We start from the raw sequence: 15,954 nt of genomic DNA on the forward strand, positions 1-15,954 counted from the left end.
GGCATGTTCTTGCCTTGCGAACGAAACGGCGCGCACAGGGATATTCTTGTTCTGGTTCCCGGCTTGCAGTCCGTCTTCGCACGAACTGCCGCTTGATACTGTGCTGTTTGCGACCTCTGCAGTTTCTTGGGCGGGCGTCGGGCGGTTTGCCTGCACCCTCGTTCAGGTCGCTGGAAGGCCGGCAGCCGGAAAGGGCTGCCGGCGGACCGTCGTCAGAGCGCGGCCTTGACCTTTTCCGCGATCTCCGGTGCGACCCACTTGGTCCACATGTCCGGATAGGTTTCGAGGAAGTGCTTTGCGGCGTCCTCGTTGGTGCCCTGGTTGGCATCCATCCAGGCAAGCACCTTGCCGACCGTGCCGTTGTCCCACTGGCGCGTCTTCATATAGTCCATGGCAACGCCGGCCTTTTCGGAGAAGGCCTTGGTCACGACGGTGAAGACGTCGGAGGTCGGATAGGAATTGACCTTCGGGTTGGGGCAGTCCGGCACGGCGGTGCAGGCATCCCAGTCGGCCTTGTTGTGCTCGACGCCGAAGGAGAGCTTGGTCATCTCGTACTTGCCGAGAATGGCGGTCGGCGCCCAGTAGTAGCCGAGCCAGCCGCTCTTCTTCTCGAAGGCGTTGGCGATCGAGCCGTCGAGGCCCGCTGCCGAGCCCGTATCGACGAGCGTGAAGCCGTCCTTGTCGGCGTCGAGTGCGCGATAGAGGTTGTCCGTCGAGACTTGGCAGTTCCAGCCCGAGGGGCAATTGTGCACGGCGCCCTTGGAAGCGTCTTCCGGCGCGGGGAAGAGGTCCGGGTGTTTCAACGCATCCTGAACGGTCTTGATGTCCGGATGGGCATCGGCGAGGAATTTCGGAATCCACCAGCCTTCGACGCCGCCTTCGGAAAGCAGCGGTGCAAGCTGGATCAGGCGGCCTTCGGCGATCGCCGTGTCAAGCGGCGTGCGCACGGCATTGACCCACATTTCAGGCGCGACGTCCGGCTCGCCCTTTTCGTTCATGGAGGTAAAGGTCGGCATCGTGTCGCCGGTCACCAGCGTGACCGTGCAGCCATAGCCGTTTTCGAGGATGAGCTTGTCGACATGCGCGGCGACGCCCGCCGAGGCCCAGTTCATTTCGGCGATCGAGACCTCGCCGCATTCTGCCGCCTGGGCAGAACCGGCAAAGCCGTAAAGGCCGGCAGCAAGGATGGTGGAAGCAAGGAGCTTCTTCATGGATAAGACCTCCCAGTCTTGGATGCAGCGATCAACCCGGAGGGCAGCGCAGGTTACTGCGTTATCCCGACTGCCCGAAAGTTTTGCGACAGCCACGGGGATCCGATGCCAGGTGAGGCGAGCCAATCCCCCTGCTGCAGCGACGCCGAGCTTTTTTTGACTTGCCGGCGGAACCCTGTCACCGGCAACCTGTCTTCGTGCGTCACGAGGGGCAGCCTACGGGTTCTCATAGAGAAATCAACCTCCTGCGCGCCGGGTGGCCGCCGTCGAGCCCTTTGCCGGAGGGCAAAAGGCTGAAATACCGGCAACCCTGTGGTGGAAATTTTGGGCGTTTGCTCGCGTCAGGGCAAATGATCGGGTGTCCTTTTGCGTGGCGTGCCGCGATGGTCGCTGAAAGTGGACAAATCCTGTTCCGAACGCGCCGCTTCGGGCCTTTTGAAAATAATCGCAAAAATATTCAAAAAAGAGCGCGATTCATCTTTGCTTAAGGTCCCGATAACGGTCCGGTAAGGATGTGCCGCTATTTGTTCTCTCACGGCGGGGGACATCGCCGCCTGCTCCGGAAAGGTATTGCGTACCGGGGTGCCTGGCTCTGACGCGTATTTGTCAGATGCCGCCATGCGTATTTTGGCAAGCCGTGTATCACCGGAAGGGATGCACGGCTTTCGCCGTTCAAGGGCCCTGAAAGGCAATAAAAAAACGCCGCCTCCCGGAGAGAGACGGCGCCGTAGACGAGCGGACCTGACGTCACGCTCGAAAGATCAGCCGACGTTGCGCGTGCGGATGAAGCCGAGGGGACCGAGCGGCGCATCCATCACGACGTTGCGCACGCGGGACTGGCTCTGGGGGGCTTCGCCGTTCCAGGCGATCTGTACGAAATTCGGCTTGCTGAAGATGAACAGCATTGTCTTTGTCCTTGAAACCCGAAGCCACGCGCCCCGGCTGTGTGATGACGCTGATATAGGCACTCCCGGGAGCGAAAACCATGGTCGTTCACGGCGGAATATGTCGCAAAGGGAACAGCATGACAGCCATGCTTGCGATGCATGGCGATCCCGTGGAAAAATGCGCCGCCGGCGGAGCGGAAATTGCGGCAAGATTGCGGTAAATCAGGGCTTTTCGGGAATGTAGGGGAATGCTACGAGAGCCGCATGACCAGAACGATCATGTTGCAGGGCACCGGCTCGGATGTCGGAAAAACGGTATTGGTGGCGGGGCTTTGCCGCATTGCCGCCAACCGCGGGCTGGCGGTGCGTCCGTTCAAGCCGCAGAACATGTCGAACAATGCCGCCGTTTCGGCGGATGGCGGCGAGATCGGTCGGGCGCAATGGCTGCAGTCGCTGGCTGCCCGCGTGCCGTCCTCCGTGCACATGAACCCGGTTCTCCTGAAGCCGCAATCGGATGTCGGCAGCCAGATCATCGTGCAGGGCAGGGTGTTCGGGCAGGCGAAGGCGCGCGACTATCAGGCGCTGAAGCCGCAGTTGATGGGCGCCGTCATGGAAAGTTTCGAGACGGTCGCCGCCGGCGCCGATCTCGTCGTTGTCGAGGGCGCGGGTTCGCCGGCGGAAATCAACCTCAGGGCCGGGGACATCGCCAACATGGGCTTTGCCACGCGCGCCGGCGTGCCGGTCGTGCTGGTCGGCGATATCGATCGCGGCGGCGTCATCGCCTCGCTGGTCGGCACCCATGCCATCCTGCCGGAGGAAGACCGGCGCATGGTCACCGGTTATCTCATCAACAAGTTCCGGGGCGACGTGACGCTGTTCGACAGCGGCATTGCCGAGATCGCCCGCTTCACCGGCTGGCCCTGTTTCGGCGTCGTGCCGTGGCTGAGAGAGGCCGCGCGCCTGCCGGCCGAGGATTCGGTCGTGCTGGAGCGCCTCGCCAGGGGCGGTGGCGGCGCGTTGAAGGTCGCCGTGCCCGTCCTCGCGCGCATCGCCAATTTCGACGACCTCGATCCGCTCAAGGCCGAGCCGGAGGTGGACCTCGTCTTCGTGCGGCCGGGCGAGCGGCTTCCGGCCGATGCAGGCCTCGTCGTCCTGCCGGGCTCGAAATCCACTATCGCGGATCTTGCGGATTTTCGCGCTGCCGGCTGGGACCGCGACCTTGCCCTGCATATGCGGCGCGGCGGCCGGGTCATCGGCATCTGCGGCGGCTACCAGATGCTCGGTAGCCGCGTCACCGATCCGCTTGGCATCGAGGGCAGCGCGCGCGCGGTCGAGGGCCTCGGCCTGCTGGCGATCGAGACCGAGATGGCGCCGGAAAAGACCGTGCGCAACAGCGCGGCCCGTTCCCTGCAATATGATGTGCCGCTCGAGGGCTATGAGATCCATCTCGGCCGCACCACCGGACCGGATACGCTTCGCCCCTCTGTCCGCATCGACGGGCGGCCGGACGGTGCGGTCTCGGCCGACGGGCGGGTAATGGGCACCTATCTGCACGGCCTCCTGTCGAGCGACGCCTACCGTGCGCGGCTGCTGGCCGATTTCGGCATTGAGGGCGGCGGCTTCGATTACCGCGAGAGTGTCGATGCGGCGCTCGATGGGGTTGCGGCGGAGCTGGAGGCCGTTCTCGACCCGCGCTGGCTCGACGGTCTTTTAAGCCGGGCTGATTAAACCGCCCATCTGAAACGTACAGCCATCGGGTTCCTTCGCTGCCGGCCTGCCGCACCAAAGTTGCGCCAGAATTCGGTGCGAGGAGTGACGGAAATCCGCCCGGGATCGCCGGGTGCTGGCGCCTTCGCGCGATCCGAAAGGGTGAGATACATGGGTTCTGGACCTCTCGCACGCTCCGTTCTGGTGCGGCTCGGCATTGCCGGCATCGTCGGGCTGTCGCTCGCCGGTCAGCCGACGGCCGTCTTTGCGCAGAGCGCCACCGGCAAGGAGGCCGGCAGCGCCGGCAAGCGCTGGGAAGAGGAGTTTTCCCTCTGGCAGAAGGTCTCTGCGGGCAGCGATGTCACGCAGTATGAAGGCTATCTGAAACAGTATCCGAACGGCACCTTCGCCTCGATGGCGCGTCTGCGCATTGCCGAGTTGCAGGCCGCCGCCAAGGCGAAGCCGGCGACGGGCACGGCACAGCAGGCCGAGGCGGACGCCAAGGCGAAGGCCGACGAGGCTGCTGCGGCCGAGAAGGCGAAGGCGGAAGAACAGGCCGCAGTGGAAAAGGCCAAGGCTGAAGAAGCGGCGCGCAAGACCGCCGAGGCTGAAAAAGCAAAGGCCGACGCCGAGGCGGCCCGTTTGAAGGCCGAGGAGGACGCGCGCAAAACGGCGGAGGCGGAAAAGGCGAAGGCGGACGCGGAAGCCGCGCGCCTGAAGGCGGAAGCGGACGCGAAGAAGGCCGAAGAGGCTGCGGCGGCGCGCAAGCTTGCCGAAGAGAAGGCTGCGGCCGACGAGAAGGCGCGCGTGGAAGCCGCAGCGGCGGAGAAGGCCCAGGCCGAAGAGGCTGCGCGCCTGAAGGCGGCGGCGGATGCGAAGAAGGCCGAAGAGGCCGCCGCAGTGCGCAAGCTTGCCGAGGAAAAGGCTGCGGCCGACGAGAAGGCGCGCGCGGAAGCCGCAGCGGCGGAGAAGGCCCGGGCCGAAGAGGCCGCACGCCTGAAGGCGGAGACGGAAGAGAGGGAAGCGGCTGCCCGCAAACGCGCCGAAGAGCAGGCTGCCGAGGCCAACCGGCTGAAAGCGGAGGCCGCGGCTGCCGCCGACAAGGCCAAGGCGGAGGAAGCGGCCCGGCTGAAGGCGGAAGCCGAACGACGAAAGGCCGAAGAGACGGCCGCTGCGGAAAAGGCGCGTGCGGAAGAGGAAGCCGCGGCCCGGCGCGAAGCCGAAGCCAAGCGCGTCGAAGCGGAGAAGGCGGCTGCGGCCGAGAAGGCGCGGATCGAGGAAGAGGCCGCCGCTGCACGCAAGCTTGCCGAAGAAAAGGCGGCCGAGGTGGAGCGGCTGAAGGCGGAAGCCGCGAAGGCGGCTGCCGATGCCGAGGCGAAGGCTGCCGAGGCGGCCCGCCTTGCAGAAGAGGCTGAAAAGCGCGCCGAGGAGGCGGCCGCCGCCGAGCGTGCCGCGCAGGAGAACGACACGGCGACTGCCGCCCGTGAAAACGAAGCGCAGGGCGCCGACAGGAAGGACCGCGGCCTTGCCGTCGAGCAGGCCGACGATGCGGCCAAGCGCGAGGAAGAGACTTTCCAGAAGGCCGTGCTCGACGGCTCGGAAAAGGCTTTCCGCGCCTATCTCGACGAATATCCGGACGGCCGCTTCGTCGCCGATGCGCGCGAGCGCCTGTCGGCGCTGTCAAACACCGCCCGGCAGGAAGCAAAGCCCAGGACGGACAGCGAAACGGCGATTGTTGAGGCCGAGCGCAAGGCCGAGCAGCCGATCGTCGACCGGCGCGAGGCCTATATGGAGCGCTCGACCCGCGCCCAGGCGCAGCGCTGGCTCAGCATGCTCGGCTTCAACACCTACGGCGTCGATGGCGTCTTCGGTTCGCGCACCCGTTCGGCGATCGCCGCCTGGCAGGGCTCGTCGGGCTACCGCGCCGATGGTTATCTTTCCCGCCAGCAGTACCGTGCGCTTCGGCAGGCTGCGCAATATGCCGAGACCAGGCAGAATCGCCAGCGCCGCTACCAGCAGGACTATGACGTGCTGGAAGGCCCGGTCGATGGCTACTACGAGCGCTACTACCGCGACGACGGCTACTACAACGATGGTGGCGGTCTGGTGATCATCCCCGGCTATTGAGAATACGACGGCCGGGCGGCGGTTTCAGCACAGGTGATGACGCTGCCGGTCGATTGACTTCCCGGGGGTGGAAGCATAATCATCCAGACTATTGGATGGTTCCCGGATCCGGAAACGGATCGGGGAGTAAATGGGAATGTGACGCGGCGGACCCAATCAGGGCGCTGCAATCACGGCCGACCCCGCGACTGTAGAGTGGCGAGGGACGCCCATCCGGATGGGAGGATCTGCGGGGAGCGGGGCAATGGTGCCGTGGTTTCGCGCTGTGAGAACCAGACGGAAAAGCCACTGGGTGGCATCGCGATCAGCAGGGGTTGGACGCCTCTTCTTCTACGAATCGTCCGCCTTTTCGCGATGCCTTAGCCTGGGAAGGCGAGGGTGCCCCGCAGGCGTTTTCAACGCCCGACGCTGCGAGCCAGGAGACCTGCCAGCCAATGTGAAGGACATTTCGTCCGACCTGGGGAGGTTTCCCCGCTGCCTGCACGGAGGTTGTCATGGCTGTTTCGACTACGTCTTCTGTTACCCTTTCCGCAAACGACCGTCTCGTCGCCGGTGTTTTCGCTCTTCTGCTCGGCGCCTTCCTGGTGTTCGGTGCGGGCCTTGCGAATTCCGCCGTGCTGCACGACACGGCACACGATACGCGTCACTCCTACGGCTTTCCCTGCCACTAAGGAGTTTTCGACATGATCGTTCGTTATCTCCTGGCCGCCCTGGTGGCCGGGCTGTTCTCCGGCGTGCTGATGACAGCCGCCCAGGAGGCTCGAGTCGTGCCGCTCATCCTGCATGCCGAGGAGTTCGAGGGCGGCGACGAAGCCGCACCCGCAACCGAAGGCACGACGCCGGCCACGGGCACGGAAGGCGCTGCACAGACGCAGGAGCATTCTTCGCTCGGCGCGGTCATCCTCGACATGGCCTCTGCGCTCTCGCCGGTCTCCGTCGCCTATGCCCATGAGGGGGAGGATCACGAGGAAGGCGGCATCATGTTCGGCATGAGCCGGTTCTCCGGCACGCTTCTGGCAAACCTCGTCACGGGCGCTGGTTTCGGCCTGTTGCTTGCCGGTTTCAGCCTCGTGTCCGGCCATCCGATCACGGTGGCGAACGGCGCGCTCTGGGGCGCGGCCGGCTGGCTTGCCGTGCACATGCTGCCGGCCATCGGCCTGCCGCCGGAGCTTCCGGGCTTCCCTGCCGCCGATCTCGGCGACCGCCAGGTGTGGTGGATCGCAACCGTCATCCTGTCGGCGGCCGGCCTCTACCTGCTGTTCCTCAAGCCGAACATCGTCGCCAAGGTCATCGGCATTGCGTTGATCGCGGCGCCGCAGGTCTATGGCGCCCCGCAGCCCAGCGACATTTCCAGCAACGTTCCGGCCGTGCTCGGTGCGGAGTTCGCCGTCGCTGCCCTTGCCACGACCCTGTTCTTCTGGATCGTGCTCGGCCTCTCGCTCGGCTTTGCCAACGAGAAGATCGCCAAGGCAGCCTGATATGACAGTGACATCGCCCGGAGCCGTCCTGGTTCTGGGCGGCGCGCGTTCCGGAAAATCCGCTTTTGCCGAGAGGCTGGTCGCCGAGACCGGCCTCTCGCGTCATTACATCGCCACGGGCCGCGCCTTCGACGACGAGATGCGCGAGCGCATCGCAAGGCACCGGGAGGACCGCGGCGACGGCTGGCAGACCCATGAGGAGCCGCTGGCGCTCGCCGCGCGCATCGCTGACGTCGCCCGGGCCGATAGGGCCGTGCTCGTCGACTGCCTGACGCTGTGGGTGACGAACCTGATGCTGGAGGAGTGCGACATCGCCGCCGAATGTTCGGGCCTCCTGGAGGCTCTTCGACAGGCGCCGGGGCGGATCGTGCTTGTCTCCAACGAGGTCGGCCTCGGCATCGTGCCTGAAAACCGCATGGCGCGCGAATTCCGCGACCATGCCGGGCGGCTGCACCAGAAGGTCGCCGCCCTCGTGCCTGAAGTCTATTTTATCGCGGCCGGACTGCCGCTGAAAATGAAGGGTTGAGCCATGCTGCAACAGAAGATCCCCGCCACCGTCATCACCGGCTTCCTCGGCGCGGGCAAGACGACGCTGATCCGCAACCTCCTGCAGAATGCCGGAGGAAAACGCATCGCGCTCATCATCAACGAGTTCGGGGATCTCGGGGTCGACGGCGACGTGCTGAAGGGCTGCGGCGCGGAAGCCTGCACCGAGGACGACATCATCGAGCTGACCAACGGCTGTATCTGCTGCACCGTCGCCGATGATTTCATTCCCACCATGACGAAGCTGCTGGAGCGGGAGAACCGCCCGGACCATATCGTCATCGAGACTTCGGGCCTCGCCCTGCCGCAGCCGCTGGTCGCCGCCTTCAACTGGCCGGAAATCAAGACGCAGGTGACGGTGGACGGCGTGGTGACTGTCGTCGACAGCGCCGCCGTTGCCGCCGGCCGCTTTGCTGACGACCACGACCGGGTGGATGCGCTGCGCGTCGAAGACGAGAACCTCGACCATGAAAGCCCGCTCGAGGAACTGTTCGAGGACCAGCTTACCGCCGCGGACCTTATCGTGCTCAACAAGACCGACCTGATCGATGCCGAAGGCCTCAAGGCGGTGCGCGACGAGGTCGCCTCTCGCACGGAACGCAAACCCTCGATGATCGAGGCGAAGAATGGCGAGGTCGCCGCCGCCGTACTGCTGGGCCTCGGCGTCGGCACGGAGGACGACATCGCCAACCGCAAGTCGCACCACGAGATGGAGCACGAGAACGGCGAGGAGCACGACCACGACGAGTTCGACAGTTTTGTCGTCGAGCTGCCCGCCATCGTGGATCCGGCCGCCTTCATCGAGCGTCTCAAGGGCGCCATCGCCACGCATGACGTCTTGCGCGTCAAGGGGTTTGCCGATGTGCCCGGCAAGCCGCTGCGCCTGCTCATCCAGGCCGTCGGCAGCCGTATCGACCATTATTTCGAGCGTGCCTGGGCCCCGGGCGAGGCCCGCGGTACCCGCCTCGTCGTCATCGGCCTGCATGACATGGATGAAGCCGCCGTGCGTGCGGCCATCGCTGCGGCGGTGTGAGTTCCGGCATGAGCATGCAGCAGTCCCTCCCTTCGGCGTTTCAGGTGCGGCTCGGCCTTTTTGGGCGTGCCGCGTCGATGGATCCTCGGGCCAAGCCCGGGGATGACGGAGGGGAGGAGAGGCTGCAAAGCCCATCGATCGGCGCGGGGGGGACGATCGTTGCCCACCGTCCCTGCCGTCCATCGTCATCTTCGGGCTTGACCCAAGGGACCACCGGCTCGACGCGCCGGCAGAAGGGAGGCGCGGCATGCATCTCCTTCTAGCCCAGAAAGGCACCATCGCAGACGGCCGGGAGGCGATCGACCTCGGCCAGACACCGGGCGACATCCTCTTCCTTTCGGCCGCCGACACGGAGCTTGCCTCCATCGCCGCCGCCCACCGGGCGCGCGCGACGCAAACGCGGCTGCGGCTCGCCAGCCTCGCCACGCTCTCCCACCCGATGTCGGTGGATACCTATATCGAGCGTACGGCGCGCCACGCCAAACTCATCGTCATCCGCGCCCTCGGCGGCGCCAGCTACTTCCGCTATGTGCTGGAAGCGCTGCTTGCAACCGCTGCCGCCAATGGCATCCGGCTCGTGGCGCTGCCCGGCGATGACCGGCCGGACGAGGGCCTCGTGCCCTTCAACCGCATAGACGACGCCGACCGCCAGAGCCTCTGGGCCTATCTCAACGAGGGCGGCGCGGACAACGCGGACCGTTTCCTCGCCTATGCCGACGCGCTGGTGTTGGGCGGCAGCAAGCCGGAACCCGCAACGCCGCTGGAAAAGGCCGGGATCTGGTGGCCGGGGCGGGGTGTGGTCGATATCGAGACCTGGCAGGGGCTGACGGGTGTCGCGTGCTCCGCCTTAGAGGAACACGCTCCCCCGACCGCTGCCATCTGCTTCTACCGCGCCTATGTCCAGAGTGGCGAGACGCGCCCGGTCGAAATGCTGATCGAAGCCTTGGCGGACGAAGGTGTTCGGGCCCTGCCGCTCTTCGTCTCCAGTCTCAAGGAGCCCGTCTCCATCGAGACGGTCCGCGCCGCCTTCGCGGATGTCCGGCCTGAGGTGGCGCTGAACGCCACCAGCTTCGCCGTATCCGCGCCCGGTGCCGGCCGCAAGCCGACCGTGCTCGACGAGACCGGCGCGCCGGTTCTGCAGGTCGTCTTCTCCGGCTCTTCGCGCGAGGCTTGGGAGGCATCGGGGCAGGGGCTGACGGCGCGCGATCTCGGCATGAACGTCTCCCTGCCGGAGGTCGATGGCCGCGTGCTCGCCCGTGCCGTCTCCTTCAAGGCGGCCGCACGCTATGACGAGCGCGTCGAGACGAACATTGTCAGCCTCGATCCGGTCGAGGACCGCATCCGCTTTTCCGCCCGGCTGGCCGCCGGCTGGGCGCGGTTGCGGCGGGCAGTGCCGGCGGAACGCCGCATTGCCCTCGTCATGGCGAACTATCCGAACCGCGACGGGCGTCTCGGCAACGGCGTCGGCCTCGACACGCCCGCCGGCACGCTGGAGGTCCTGCGCGCCATGGCGGCGGCGGGCTACGCGGTCGACGGTCTGCCGGCCGATGGCGACGCGCTGATCGCCCACCTGATGGCCGGCCCGACCAATGCGGCGAGCGACGGGCGCGAAATCCGCGAAACGCTTTCCCTGAATCATTACAAGGCTTTCTTTGCCTCTCTTCCGGCGCAGATTCAGGCGGAGATGACGGCCCGCTGGGGCGTGCCGGAGGACGATCCCTTTGTCACCGGCGATGTCTTCGCCCTGCCGCTCGCCCGTTTCGGCGAGACGCTGGTCGGCATCCAGCCGGCGCGCGGCTACAATATCGATCCGAAGGACACCTATCACTCGCCGGACCTCGTGCCGCCGCATGGCTATCTCGCCTTCTACGCCTTCCTGCGCCGGCATTTTGGCGCGCATGCCATCGTGCATATGGGCAAGCACGGCAATCTCGAATGGCTGCCCGGCAAGGCGCTGGCACTGTCGGAGGCCTGCTATCCGGAGGTCGTGCTCGGCCCGGTGCCGCATCTCTATCCCTTCATCGTCAATGATCCGGGTGAGGGAACGCAGGCCAAGCGCCGCTCCGCCGCCGTCATCATCGACCACCTGACGCCGCCCTTGACCCGTGCCGAGACCTACGGCCCGCTGAAGGATCTCGAAGCGCTCGTCGACGAGTATTACGAGGCTTCCGGCGGGGATCCGCGGCGCATCAAGCTGCTGACGAAGCAGATTCTCGATCTCGTGCGCGACATCGGCCTCGACCGCGACGCCGGCATCGCCCGCGGCGATGGCGAGGAGACGGCGCTGCAGAAGCTCGACGCCTATCTCTGCGACCTCAAGGAAATGCAGATCCGCGACGGCCTGCACGTCTTTGGCGTTTCGCCCGAGGGCCGGCTCCTGACCGACCTGACGCTGGCGCTCGCCCGCGTGCCGCGCGGCCTTGGCGAGGGCGGCGAGGCGAGCCTGCAGCGTGCGATCGCGGCGGATGCGTTTGCGATACCCCCCTCTGCCCTGCCGGGCGTCTCCTCCTCAAGAGGGGATATCCCGCGGCAAGACTTCGACCCGCTCGACTGTATCCCCTCCGACCCGTGGACCGGGCCGCGCCCGCAAATCCTCGAAGCCCAGTCCGACGCCCCATGGCGCAGCAATGGCGACACCGTGGAGCGCGTCGAGCTGCTCGCTGCAAAGCTGGTGGACGGCACGTTCCCTTGCCCGGGAAGTTGGCACGCCACCCGCGCCGTGCTCGACACGATCGAAAGCACCATCGGTCCGGCCATTGCCGCCTGCGGAGCGGCGGAGATCACGGCGCTCATGCGCGGCCTCGACGGCCGCTTCATCGAACCCGGCCCCTCGGGCGCGCCGACGCGCGGGCGGCCGGACGTGCTGCCGACCGGGCGCAATTTCTACTCCGTCGACAGCCGGGCCGTGCCGACGCCGGCGGCCTGGGAGCTTGGCAAAAAATCTGCCGAGCTGCTCGTAACCCGCTATGCGCAGGACCATGGCGATTGGCCGACCTCCTTTGGCATCACCGCCTGGGGCACCTCCAACATGCGCACCGGCGGCGACGACATTGCTCAGGCCATGGCGTTGATCGGCGTCAAGCCGACCTGGGACATGGCCTCGCGCCGCGTCACCGGCTTCGAGATCATCCCGCCCGCCATGCTGCGCCATCCACGCGTGGACGTGACGCTGCGCATCTCCGGTTTCTTCCGCGATGCCTTCCCCGAGCAGATCGCGCTGTTCGACAGGGCCGTGCGTGCGGTCGGCGCGCTGGACGAGGACGATGCCGACAATCCGATCGCTGCGCGCATGCGGGCGGAGGCGGCAGCGCTGGCGGCGAAGGGTACGTCCGAGGATGAGGCGCTGAAGCAGGCCGGTTTCCGCATCTTCGGCGCGAAATCCGGCGGCTACGGCGCCGGCCTCCAGACGATGATGGACGAGGGGCTGTGGACGGAGCGCGGCGACCTTGCCGAAGCCTGGCTCGCCTGGGGCGCGCATGCCTATGACGGGACGAGCGACGGCGTGCCGATGCGCGAGCGGCTGGAGGCACGCATGAAGAGCCTCGAGGCCGTCGTGCAGAACCAGGACAGCCGCGAGCACGACCTGCTCGACAGCGATGAATACTACCAGTTCGAGGGCGGCATGGCGGCTGCAGCGGAGCATCTCTCCGGCAGGCAGCCCGTCATCTACCACAACGACCTGTCGCGGCCGGAAAAGCCTGTCGTGCGCACGCTGGAGGATGAGATCGGCCGCGTCGTGCGCGCCCGTGTCGTCAATCCCAAATGGATCGACGGCGTCATGCGCCATGGCTACAAGGGGGCCTTCGAGATTGCCGCGACGGTCGATTTCATGTTCGCCTTCGCCGCGACGACCGGTGCGGTGAAGGACCACCATTTCGAGGCGGCCTACCAGGCCTATGTGCTGGACGAGCGGGTGCGCGATTTCCTCATGGAGAAGAACCCGGCGGCGCTTGCCGAACTGGCGGCGCGGTTTGCCGAGGCGATCGACCGGGGCTTGTGGACGCCGCGCTCCAATTCCGCGCGCTTCGACCTGGACATGCTCGGCGCGCGCAAGGCCTCCTGATTGCGAATGAGACGAAGGGAAGAACGATGAGCGACAACCACGACGAAACCGCCGGCATGAGCGAAGCCGAGCTTGCCCGCCACTCGGAGAAGATGGCGAAGAAAAAGCAGGCGCGCGAAAAGATCATGGCGACCAAGACGGACGAGAAGGGTCTCGTCATCGTCCACACCGGCAAGGGCAAGGGCAAGTCCACTGCCGGCTTCGGCATGATCTTCCGCCATATCGCGCACAAGAAGCCCTGTGCCGTCGTGCAGTTCATCAAGGGCGCCATGGTGACGGGCGAACGCGATCTCATCGAGGCGCATTTCTCCGATCTCTGCCAGTTCTTCACGCTGGGCGAGGGCTTTACCTGGGAAACGCAGGACCGCGCGCGCGATGTCGCAATGGCCGAGAAGGCCTGGGAGAAGGCGAAGGAGCTGATCCGCGACGAGCGCAACTCGATGGTGCTGCTCGACGAGATCAATATCGCGCTGCGCTATGATTACATCGACGTCAACGAGGTGATTGCGTTCCTGAAGACGGAGAAGCCCTATATGACGCATGTCGTTTTGACGGGCCGCAACGCCAAGGAAGAGCTGATCGAGATCGCCGACCTTGCCACCGAGATGGAGTTGCTGAAGCACCCCTTCCGCGCCGGCATCAAGGCGCAGCAGGGCGTGGAGTACTAAACCCCGGGGCGTTGCCCCTATCCTCCTGTGCCGAGACCGTCTCCCCGCAGGCGGGGAGACGCAGGAAAACGACGCGCAGACCGTTCCTCGCCTTGCTTGCGGGGAGAGGATGCCGGCGGGCAGGTGAGGGGCCCCGCGCCTCTTACCAACCCAGCCAGACGCGGAGCGGATGGCTGGGATCGGCCATCAGGCGGATGGCAAGCGCAATCGAGGTGACGACGAGCAGCGGCTTGATGATCTTCGCGCCGACCCTCATCGCGACGCGCGAGCCCGCCTGTGCGCCGAGGAACTGTCCGACGCCCATCACGAGGCCGACCTTCCACAGGACAACGCCATAGGCGAGGAACACGGCGAAGGCGCCGACATTCGAGCCGAAATTCAGGAGCTTGGTGTGTGCCGTCGCCTTCAGCACGCCAAAACCCGCCAGCGTCACGAAGGCCAGCATGAAGAACGAGCCGGTGCCCGGGCCGAACACGCCGTCGTAGAAGCCGATCGCCGGCACGATGGTGGCGGTGAACAGGAAAACGCTCATGCGGCGGTGCTTGTCGACATCGCCGATATTCGGCTTCAGCCCGAAATAGACGGCGATGGCCACCAGCAGGAAGGGCAGGATCGCCTTCAGCACGTCGCCGGGCACCACGGTGGCGAGCAGGGCGCCGAAGGCCGATCCCACCGCCGAGACCACGGCCATCGGCATCTGTTCGCGAAGCCGGACATGGCCGGCGCGGGCATAGGCGAGCGTCGCCGAGCCGGAGCCGAAGAGGGATTGCAGCTTGTTCGTGCCGAGCGTTTCGAGCGGCGGTATGCCAGCGATCAGCATGGCCGGAATGGTGATCATGCCGCCGCCACCGGCGATGGAATCGATGAAACCGGCAAGGAAGGCAGCGAAGAACAGGAAGACGAGGATATGAAGGGCGATGTCGGCCAAGGCGGGACTCGGACTATGCGAGGAGAGGATTTTCCGCACTTCTGTCAGACTGCGCCGCAAAAGCAAAGCCCAGGGTGCCCGCAAGCCGGGAAGGCGCTTGCGCCGGCCATGCAAGACGGGTCAAACAGGCTTAATGGCACCACGAGGAGAGGTGAGGATGAGCAAGGGTCTGGACACGGGCAGCGAATGGGAGCGGGCGTCCGCCGCGGAGCAGGGCTTCGATCCGCGCCTCGAACGCAAGCTGCTCGCCGGTATCGAAGCCGGCCTCATCCGCGACGTGCATGCGGTGCTGGTCAGCCGGCGCGGCAAGCTGGTGCTGGAGCACTATCGCACCGCGGTCGACGAAAGCTGGGGCATGCCACTTGGCACGGTCGCCTTCGATGCCACGACGCTGCACGATCTGCGGTCGGTGACGAAGAGCGTGGTAGGGCTGCTCTACGGCATCGCGCTCGACCTGGGTCTCGTCCCCCCGCCGCAGGCGCCGCTTCTGGCGCAGTTTCCGGACTATCCGGATCTTGCCGCGGACCCGGCCCGCGCGGGCCTGACGATCGGTCATGCGCTGACCATGACGCTGGGGCTGGACTGGGACGAGTACCGCTCCTACGCCGATCCGCTGAACAGCGAGATCGCCATGGAGAACGCCCCGGATCGCTATCGCTTCGTGCTGGAGCGGGCGGTGCTGCAGGCGCCCGGCACGCACTGGGTCTATTCCGGCGGGGCAACCGCGCTGGTTGGGGCGATCATCGAGCGGGGCAGCGGCCAGCGGATCGAGGATTTCGCTCGAGAGGCCTTGTTTGCGCCGCTCGGCATTTTACGGTTCGAGTGGCTGAGCGGTGCGGACGGCGTCGCGTCGCCGGCCTCCGGCCTTCGCCTTTCCGCGCTGGATCTTATGCGCATCGGCCGCCTCGTATTGGAGGGCGGGCGTATCGACGGGCGGCAGGTCGTGTCGAAAGGCTGGCTCGACGTGTCGCTGGCGCGGGCCGTTTCGACTGACGACGGGCTCGACTACGGCCACTTCTGGTTTCTCGGCGCGGCACCGGTGCCGGCCTTCGGCGCTGAGCGGCCGTGGATGGCCGGTTTCGGCAATGGCGGCCAGCGGCTCTGGCTGATGCCGGAGGCGGATCTTGCCTGCGTCATCTTCTCCGGCAACTACAATGCGCCGGACGCCTGGGTGTCGCCGACACGCCTGTGGCGGGAGATCGTGCTCGCCAATCTCGTCTCTGCATGAGGCGTGGCGCAACCGGTGCGGATCATGCCGCAATCCGGTTTGACCGGCTTCCCGCCCTCCGGTACTAAGAAACCAGCG

General features: G+C 66.1%; 13 protein-coding genes and 1 riboswitch. Of the genes, 9 read left to right on the forward strand and 4 right to left on the reverse strand.

Going from position 1 to position 15,954, the window contains the following annotated elements; translation table 11 throughout:
- Positions 1-212: 212 nt before the first annotated feature.
- The 3 genes from EXZ48_RS09645 to EXZ48_RS09655 form a co-directional block, all read right to left on the reverse strand.
- Positions 213-1,211, reverse strand: a complete 999-nt coding sequence (locus tag EXZ48_RS09645) for an ABC transporter substrate-binding protein (protein ID WP_023517381.1) — start codon at positions 1,209-1,211, stop codon at positions 213-215.
- Positions 1,212-1,552: 341 nt separating this feature from the next.
- Positions 1,553-1,831 carry a hypothetical protein gene (locus EXZ48_RS09650; RefSeq protein ID WP_130515589.1) on the reverse strand — a complete coding sequence of 93 codons (279 nt, stop codon included), beginning with the start codon at positions 1,829-1,831 and terminating at the stop codon, positions 1,553-1,555.
- 141 nt (positions 1,832-1,972) lie between these two features.
- Positions 1,973-2,116 (reverse strand): hypothetical protein, encoded by a 144-nt coding sequence (locus EXZ48_RS09655; protein WP_023517380.1) that lies wholly within the window; start codon positions 2,114-2,116, stop codon positions 1,973-1,975.
- Between the two features lie 246 nt (positions 2,117-2,362).
- Here EXZ48_RS09655 and EXZ48_RS09660 point away from each other — a divergent pair, with 246 nt between their 5' ends.
- From EXZ48_RS09660 to cobO, 8 genes are all read left to right on the forward strand, one after another.
- Positions 2,363-3,826 carry a cobyric acid synthase gene (locus tag EXZ48_RS09660; protein ID WP_130515591.1) on the forward strand — a complete coding sequence of 488 codons (1,464 nt, stop codon included), beginning with the start codon at positions 2,363-2,365 and terminating at the stop codon, positions 3,824-3,826.
- 150 nt (positions 3,827-3,976) lie between these two features.
- Positions 3,977-5,932, forward strand: a complete 1,956-nt coding sequence (locus tag EXZ48_RS09665) for a peptidoglycan-binding protein (protein ID WP_130515593.1) — start codon at positions 3,977-3,979, stop codon at positions 5,930-5,932.
- A gap of 79 nt (positions 5,933-6,011) precedes the next feature.
- Positions 6,012-6,379: riboswitch (cobalamin riboswitch) on the forward strand.
- A 47-nt stretch (positions 6,380-6,426) separates the two neighbouring features.
- On the forward strand, positions 6,427-6,603 hold the full coding sequence (locus EXZ48_RS09670) for a CbtB-domain containing protein (RefSeq protein WP_050743285.1): 177 nt from the start codon (positions 6,427-6,429) through the stop codon (positions 6,601-6,603).
- Positions 6,604-6,615: 12 nt separating this feature from the next.
- Positions 6,616-7,410, forward strand: coding sequence for a CbtA family protein (locus EXZ48_RS09675; protein WP_024270879.1), 795 nt, complete (start codon positions 6,616-6,618; stop codon positions 7,408-7,410).
- Between the two features lies 1 nt (position 7,411).
- Positions 7,412-7,936 (forward strand): bifunctional adenosylcobinamide kinase/adenosylcobinamide-phosphate guanylyltransferase, encoded by a 525-nt coding sequence (gene cobU / locus EXZ48_RS09680; protein ID WP_130515595.1) that lies wholly within the window; start codon positions 7,412-7,414, stop codon positions 7,934-7,936.
- A 3-nt stretch (positions 7,937-7,939) separates the two neighbouring features.
- Positions 7,940-8,989: a cobalamin biosynthesis protein CobW gene (gene cobW, locus EXZ48_RS09685; RefSeq protein ID WP_130515597.1), complete on the forward strand. Its 1,050-nt coding sequence runs from the start codon at positions 7,940-7,942 to the stop codon at positions 8,987-8,989.
- 247 nt (positions 8,990-9,236) lie between these two features.
- A complete protein-coding gene (gene cobN / locus EXZ48_RS09690) occupies positions 9,237-13,052 on the forward strand; it encodes a cobaltochelatase subunit CobN (RefSeq protein WP_130515599.1) in 3,816 nt (1,271 codons plus the stop codon).
- Between the two features lie 26 nt (positions 13,053-13,078).
- The gene (cobO, locus tag EXZ48_RS09695; RefSeq protein ID WP_023516634.1) at positions 13,079-13,720 is read left to right on the forward strand and encodes a cob(I)yrinic acid a,c-diamide adenosyltransferase; all 642 of its coding nucleotides are present in this window, start codon (positions 13,079-13,081) and stop codon (positions 13,718-13,720) included.
- Positions 13,721-13,862: 142 nt separating this feature from the next.
- On the opposite strand, the gene EXZ48_RS09700 is transcribed toward cobO, so the two are convergent.
- On the reverse strand, positions 13,863-14,648 hold the full coding sequence (locus EXZ48_RS09700; RefSeq protein ID WP_023516633.1) for a TSUP family transporter: 786 nt from the start codon (positions 14,646-14,648) through the stop codon (positions 13,863-13,865).
- A gap of 157 nt (positions 14,649-14,805) precedes the next feature.
- Between EXZ48_RS09700 and EXZ48_RS09705 the strand changes: the two genes are divergently transcribed.
- Positions 14,806-15,876, forward strand: a complete 1,071-nt coding sequence (locus EXZ48_RS09705; protein ID WP_165909319.1) for a serine hydrolase — start codon at positions 14,806-14,808, stop codon at positions 15,874-15,876.
- Positions 15,877-15,954 lie beyond the last annotated feature (78 nt).

This window comes from Shinella sp. JR1-6 (genome assembly GCF_004284735.1).
GTDB lineage: Bacteria > Pseudomonadota > Alphaproteobacteria > Rhizobiales > Rhizobiaceae > Shinella.

Bases quoted from the DNA above. Each gene is read 5' to 3' on its own strand.
- EXZ48_RS09645 (WP_023517381.1), bottom strand. From the start codon at position 1,211: ATGAAGAAGCTCCTTGCTTCCACCATCCTTGCTGCCGGCCTTTACGGC.
- EXZ48_RS09650 (WP_130515589.1), bottom strand. From the start codon at position 1,831: ATGGCGGCATCTGACAAATACGCGTCAGAGCCAGGCACCCCGGTACGC.
- EXZ48_RS09655 (WP_023517380.1), bottom strand. From the start codon at position 2,116: ATGCTGTTCATCTTCAGCAAGCCGAATTTCGTACAGATCGCCTGGAAC.
- EXZ48_RS09660 (WP_130515591.1), top strand. From the start codon at position 2,363: ATGACCAGAACGATCATGTTGCAGGGCACCGGCTCGGATGTCGGAAAA.
- EXZ48_RS09665 (WP_130515593.1), top strand. From the start codon at position 3,977: ATGGGTTCTGGACCTCTCGCACGCTCCGTTCTGGTGCGGCTCGGCATT.
- EXZ48_RS09670 (WP_050743285.1), top strand. From the start codon at position 6,427: ATGGCTGTTTCGACTACGTCTTCTGTTACCCTTTCCGCAAACGACCGT.
- EXZ48_RS09675 (WP_024270879.1), top strand. From the start codon at position 6,616: ATGATCGTTCGTTATCTCCTGGCCGCCCTGGTGGCCGGGCTGTTCTCC.
- cobU (WP_130515595.1), top strand. From the start codon at position 7,412: ATGACAGTGACATCGCCCGGAGCCGTCCTGGTTCTGGGCGGCGCGCGT.
- cobW (WP_130515597.1), top strand. From the start codon at position 7,940: ATGCTGCAACAGAAGATCCCCGCCACCGTCATCACCGGCTTCCTCGGC.
- cobN (WP_130515599.1), top strand. From the start codon at position 9,237: ATGCATCTCCTTCTAGCCCAGAAAGGCACCATCGCAGACGGCCGGGAG.
- cobO (WP_023516634.1), top strand. From the start codon at position 13,079: ATGAGCGACAACCACGACGAAACCGCCGGCATGAGCGAAGCCGAGCTT.
- EXZ48_RS09705 (WP_165909319.1), top strand. From the start codon at position 14,806: ATGAGCAAGGGTCTGGACACGGGCAGCGAATGGGAGCGGGCGTCCGCC.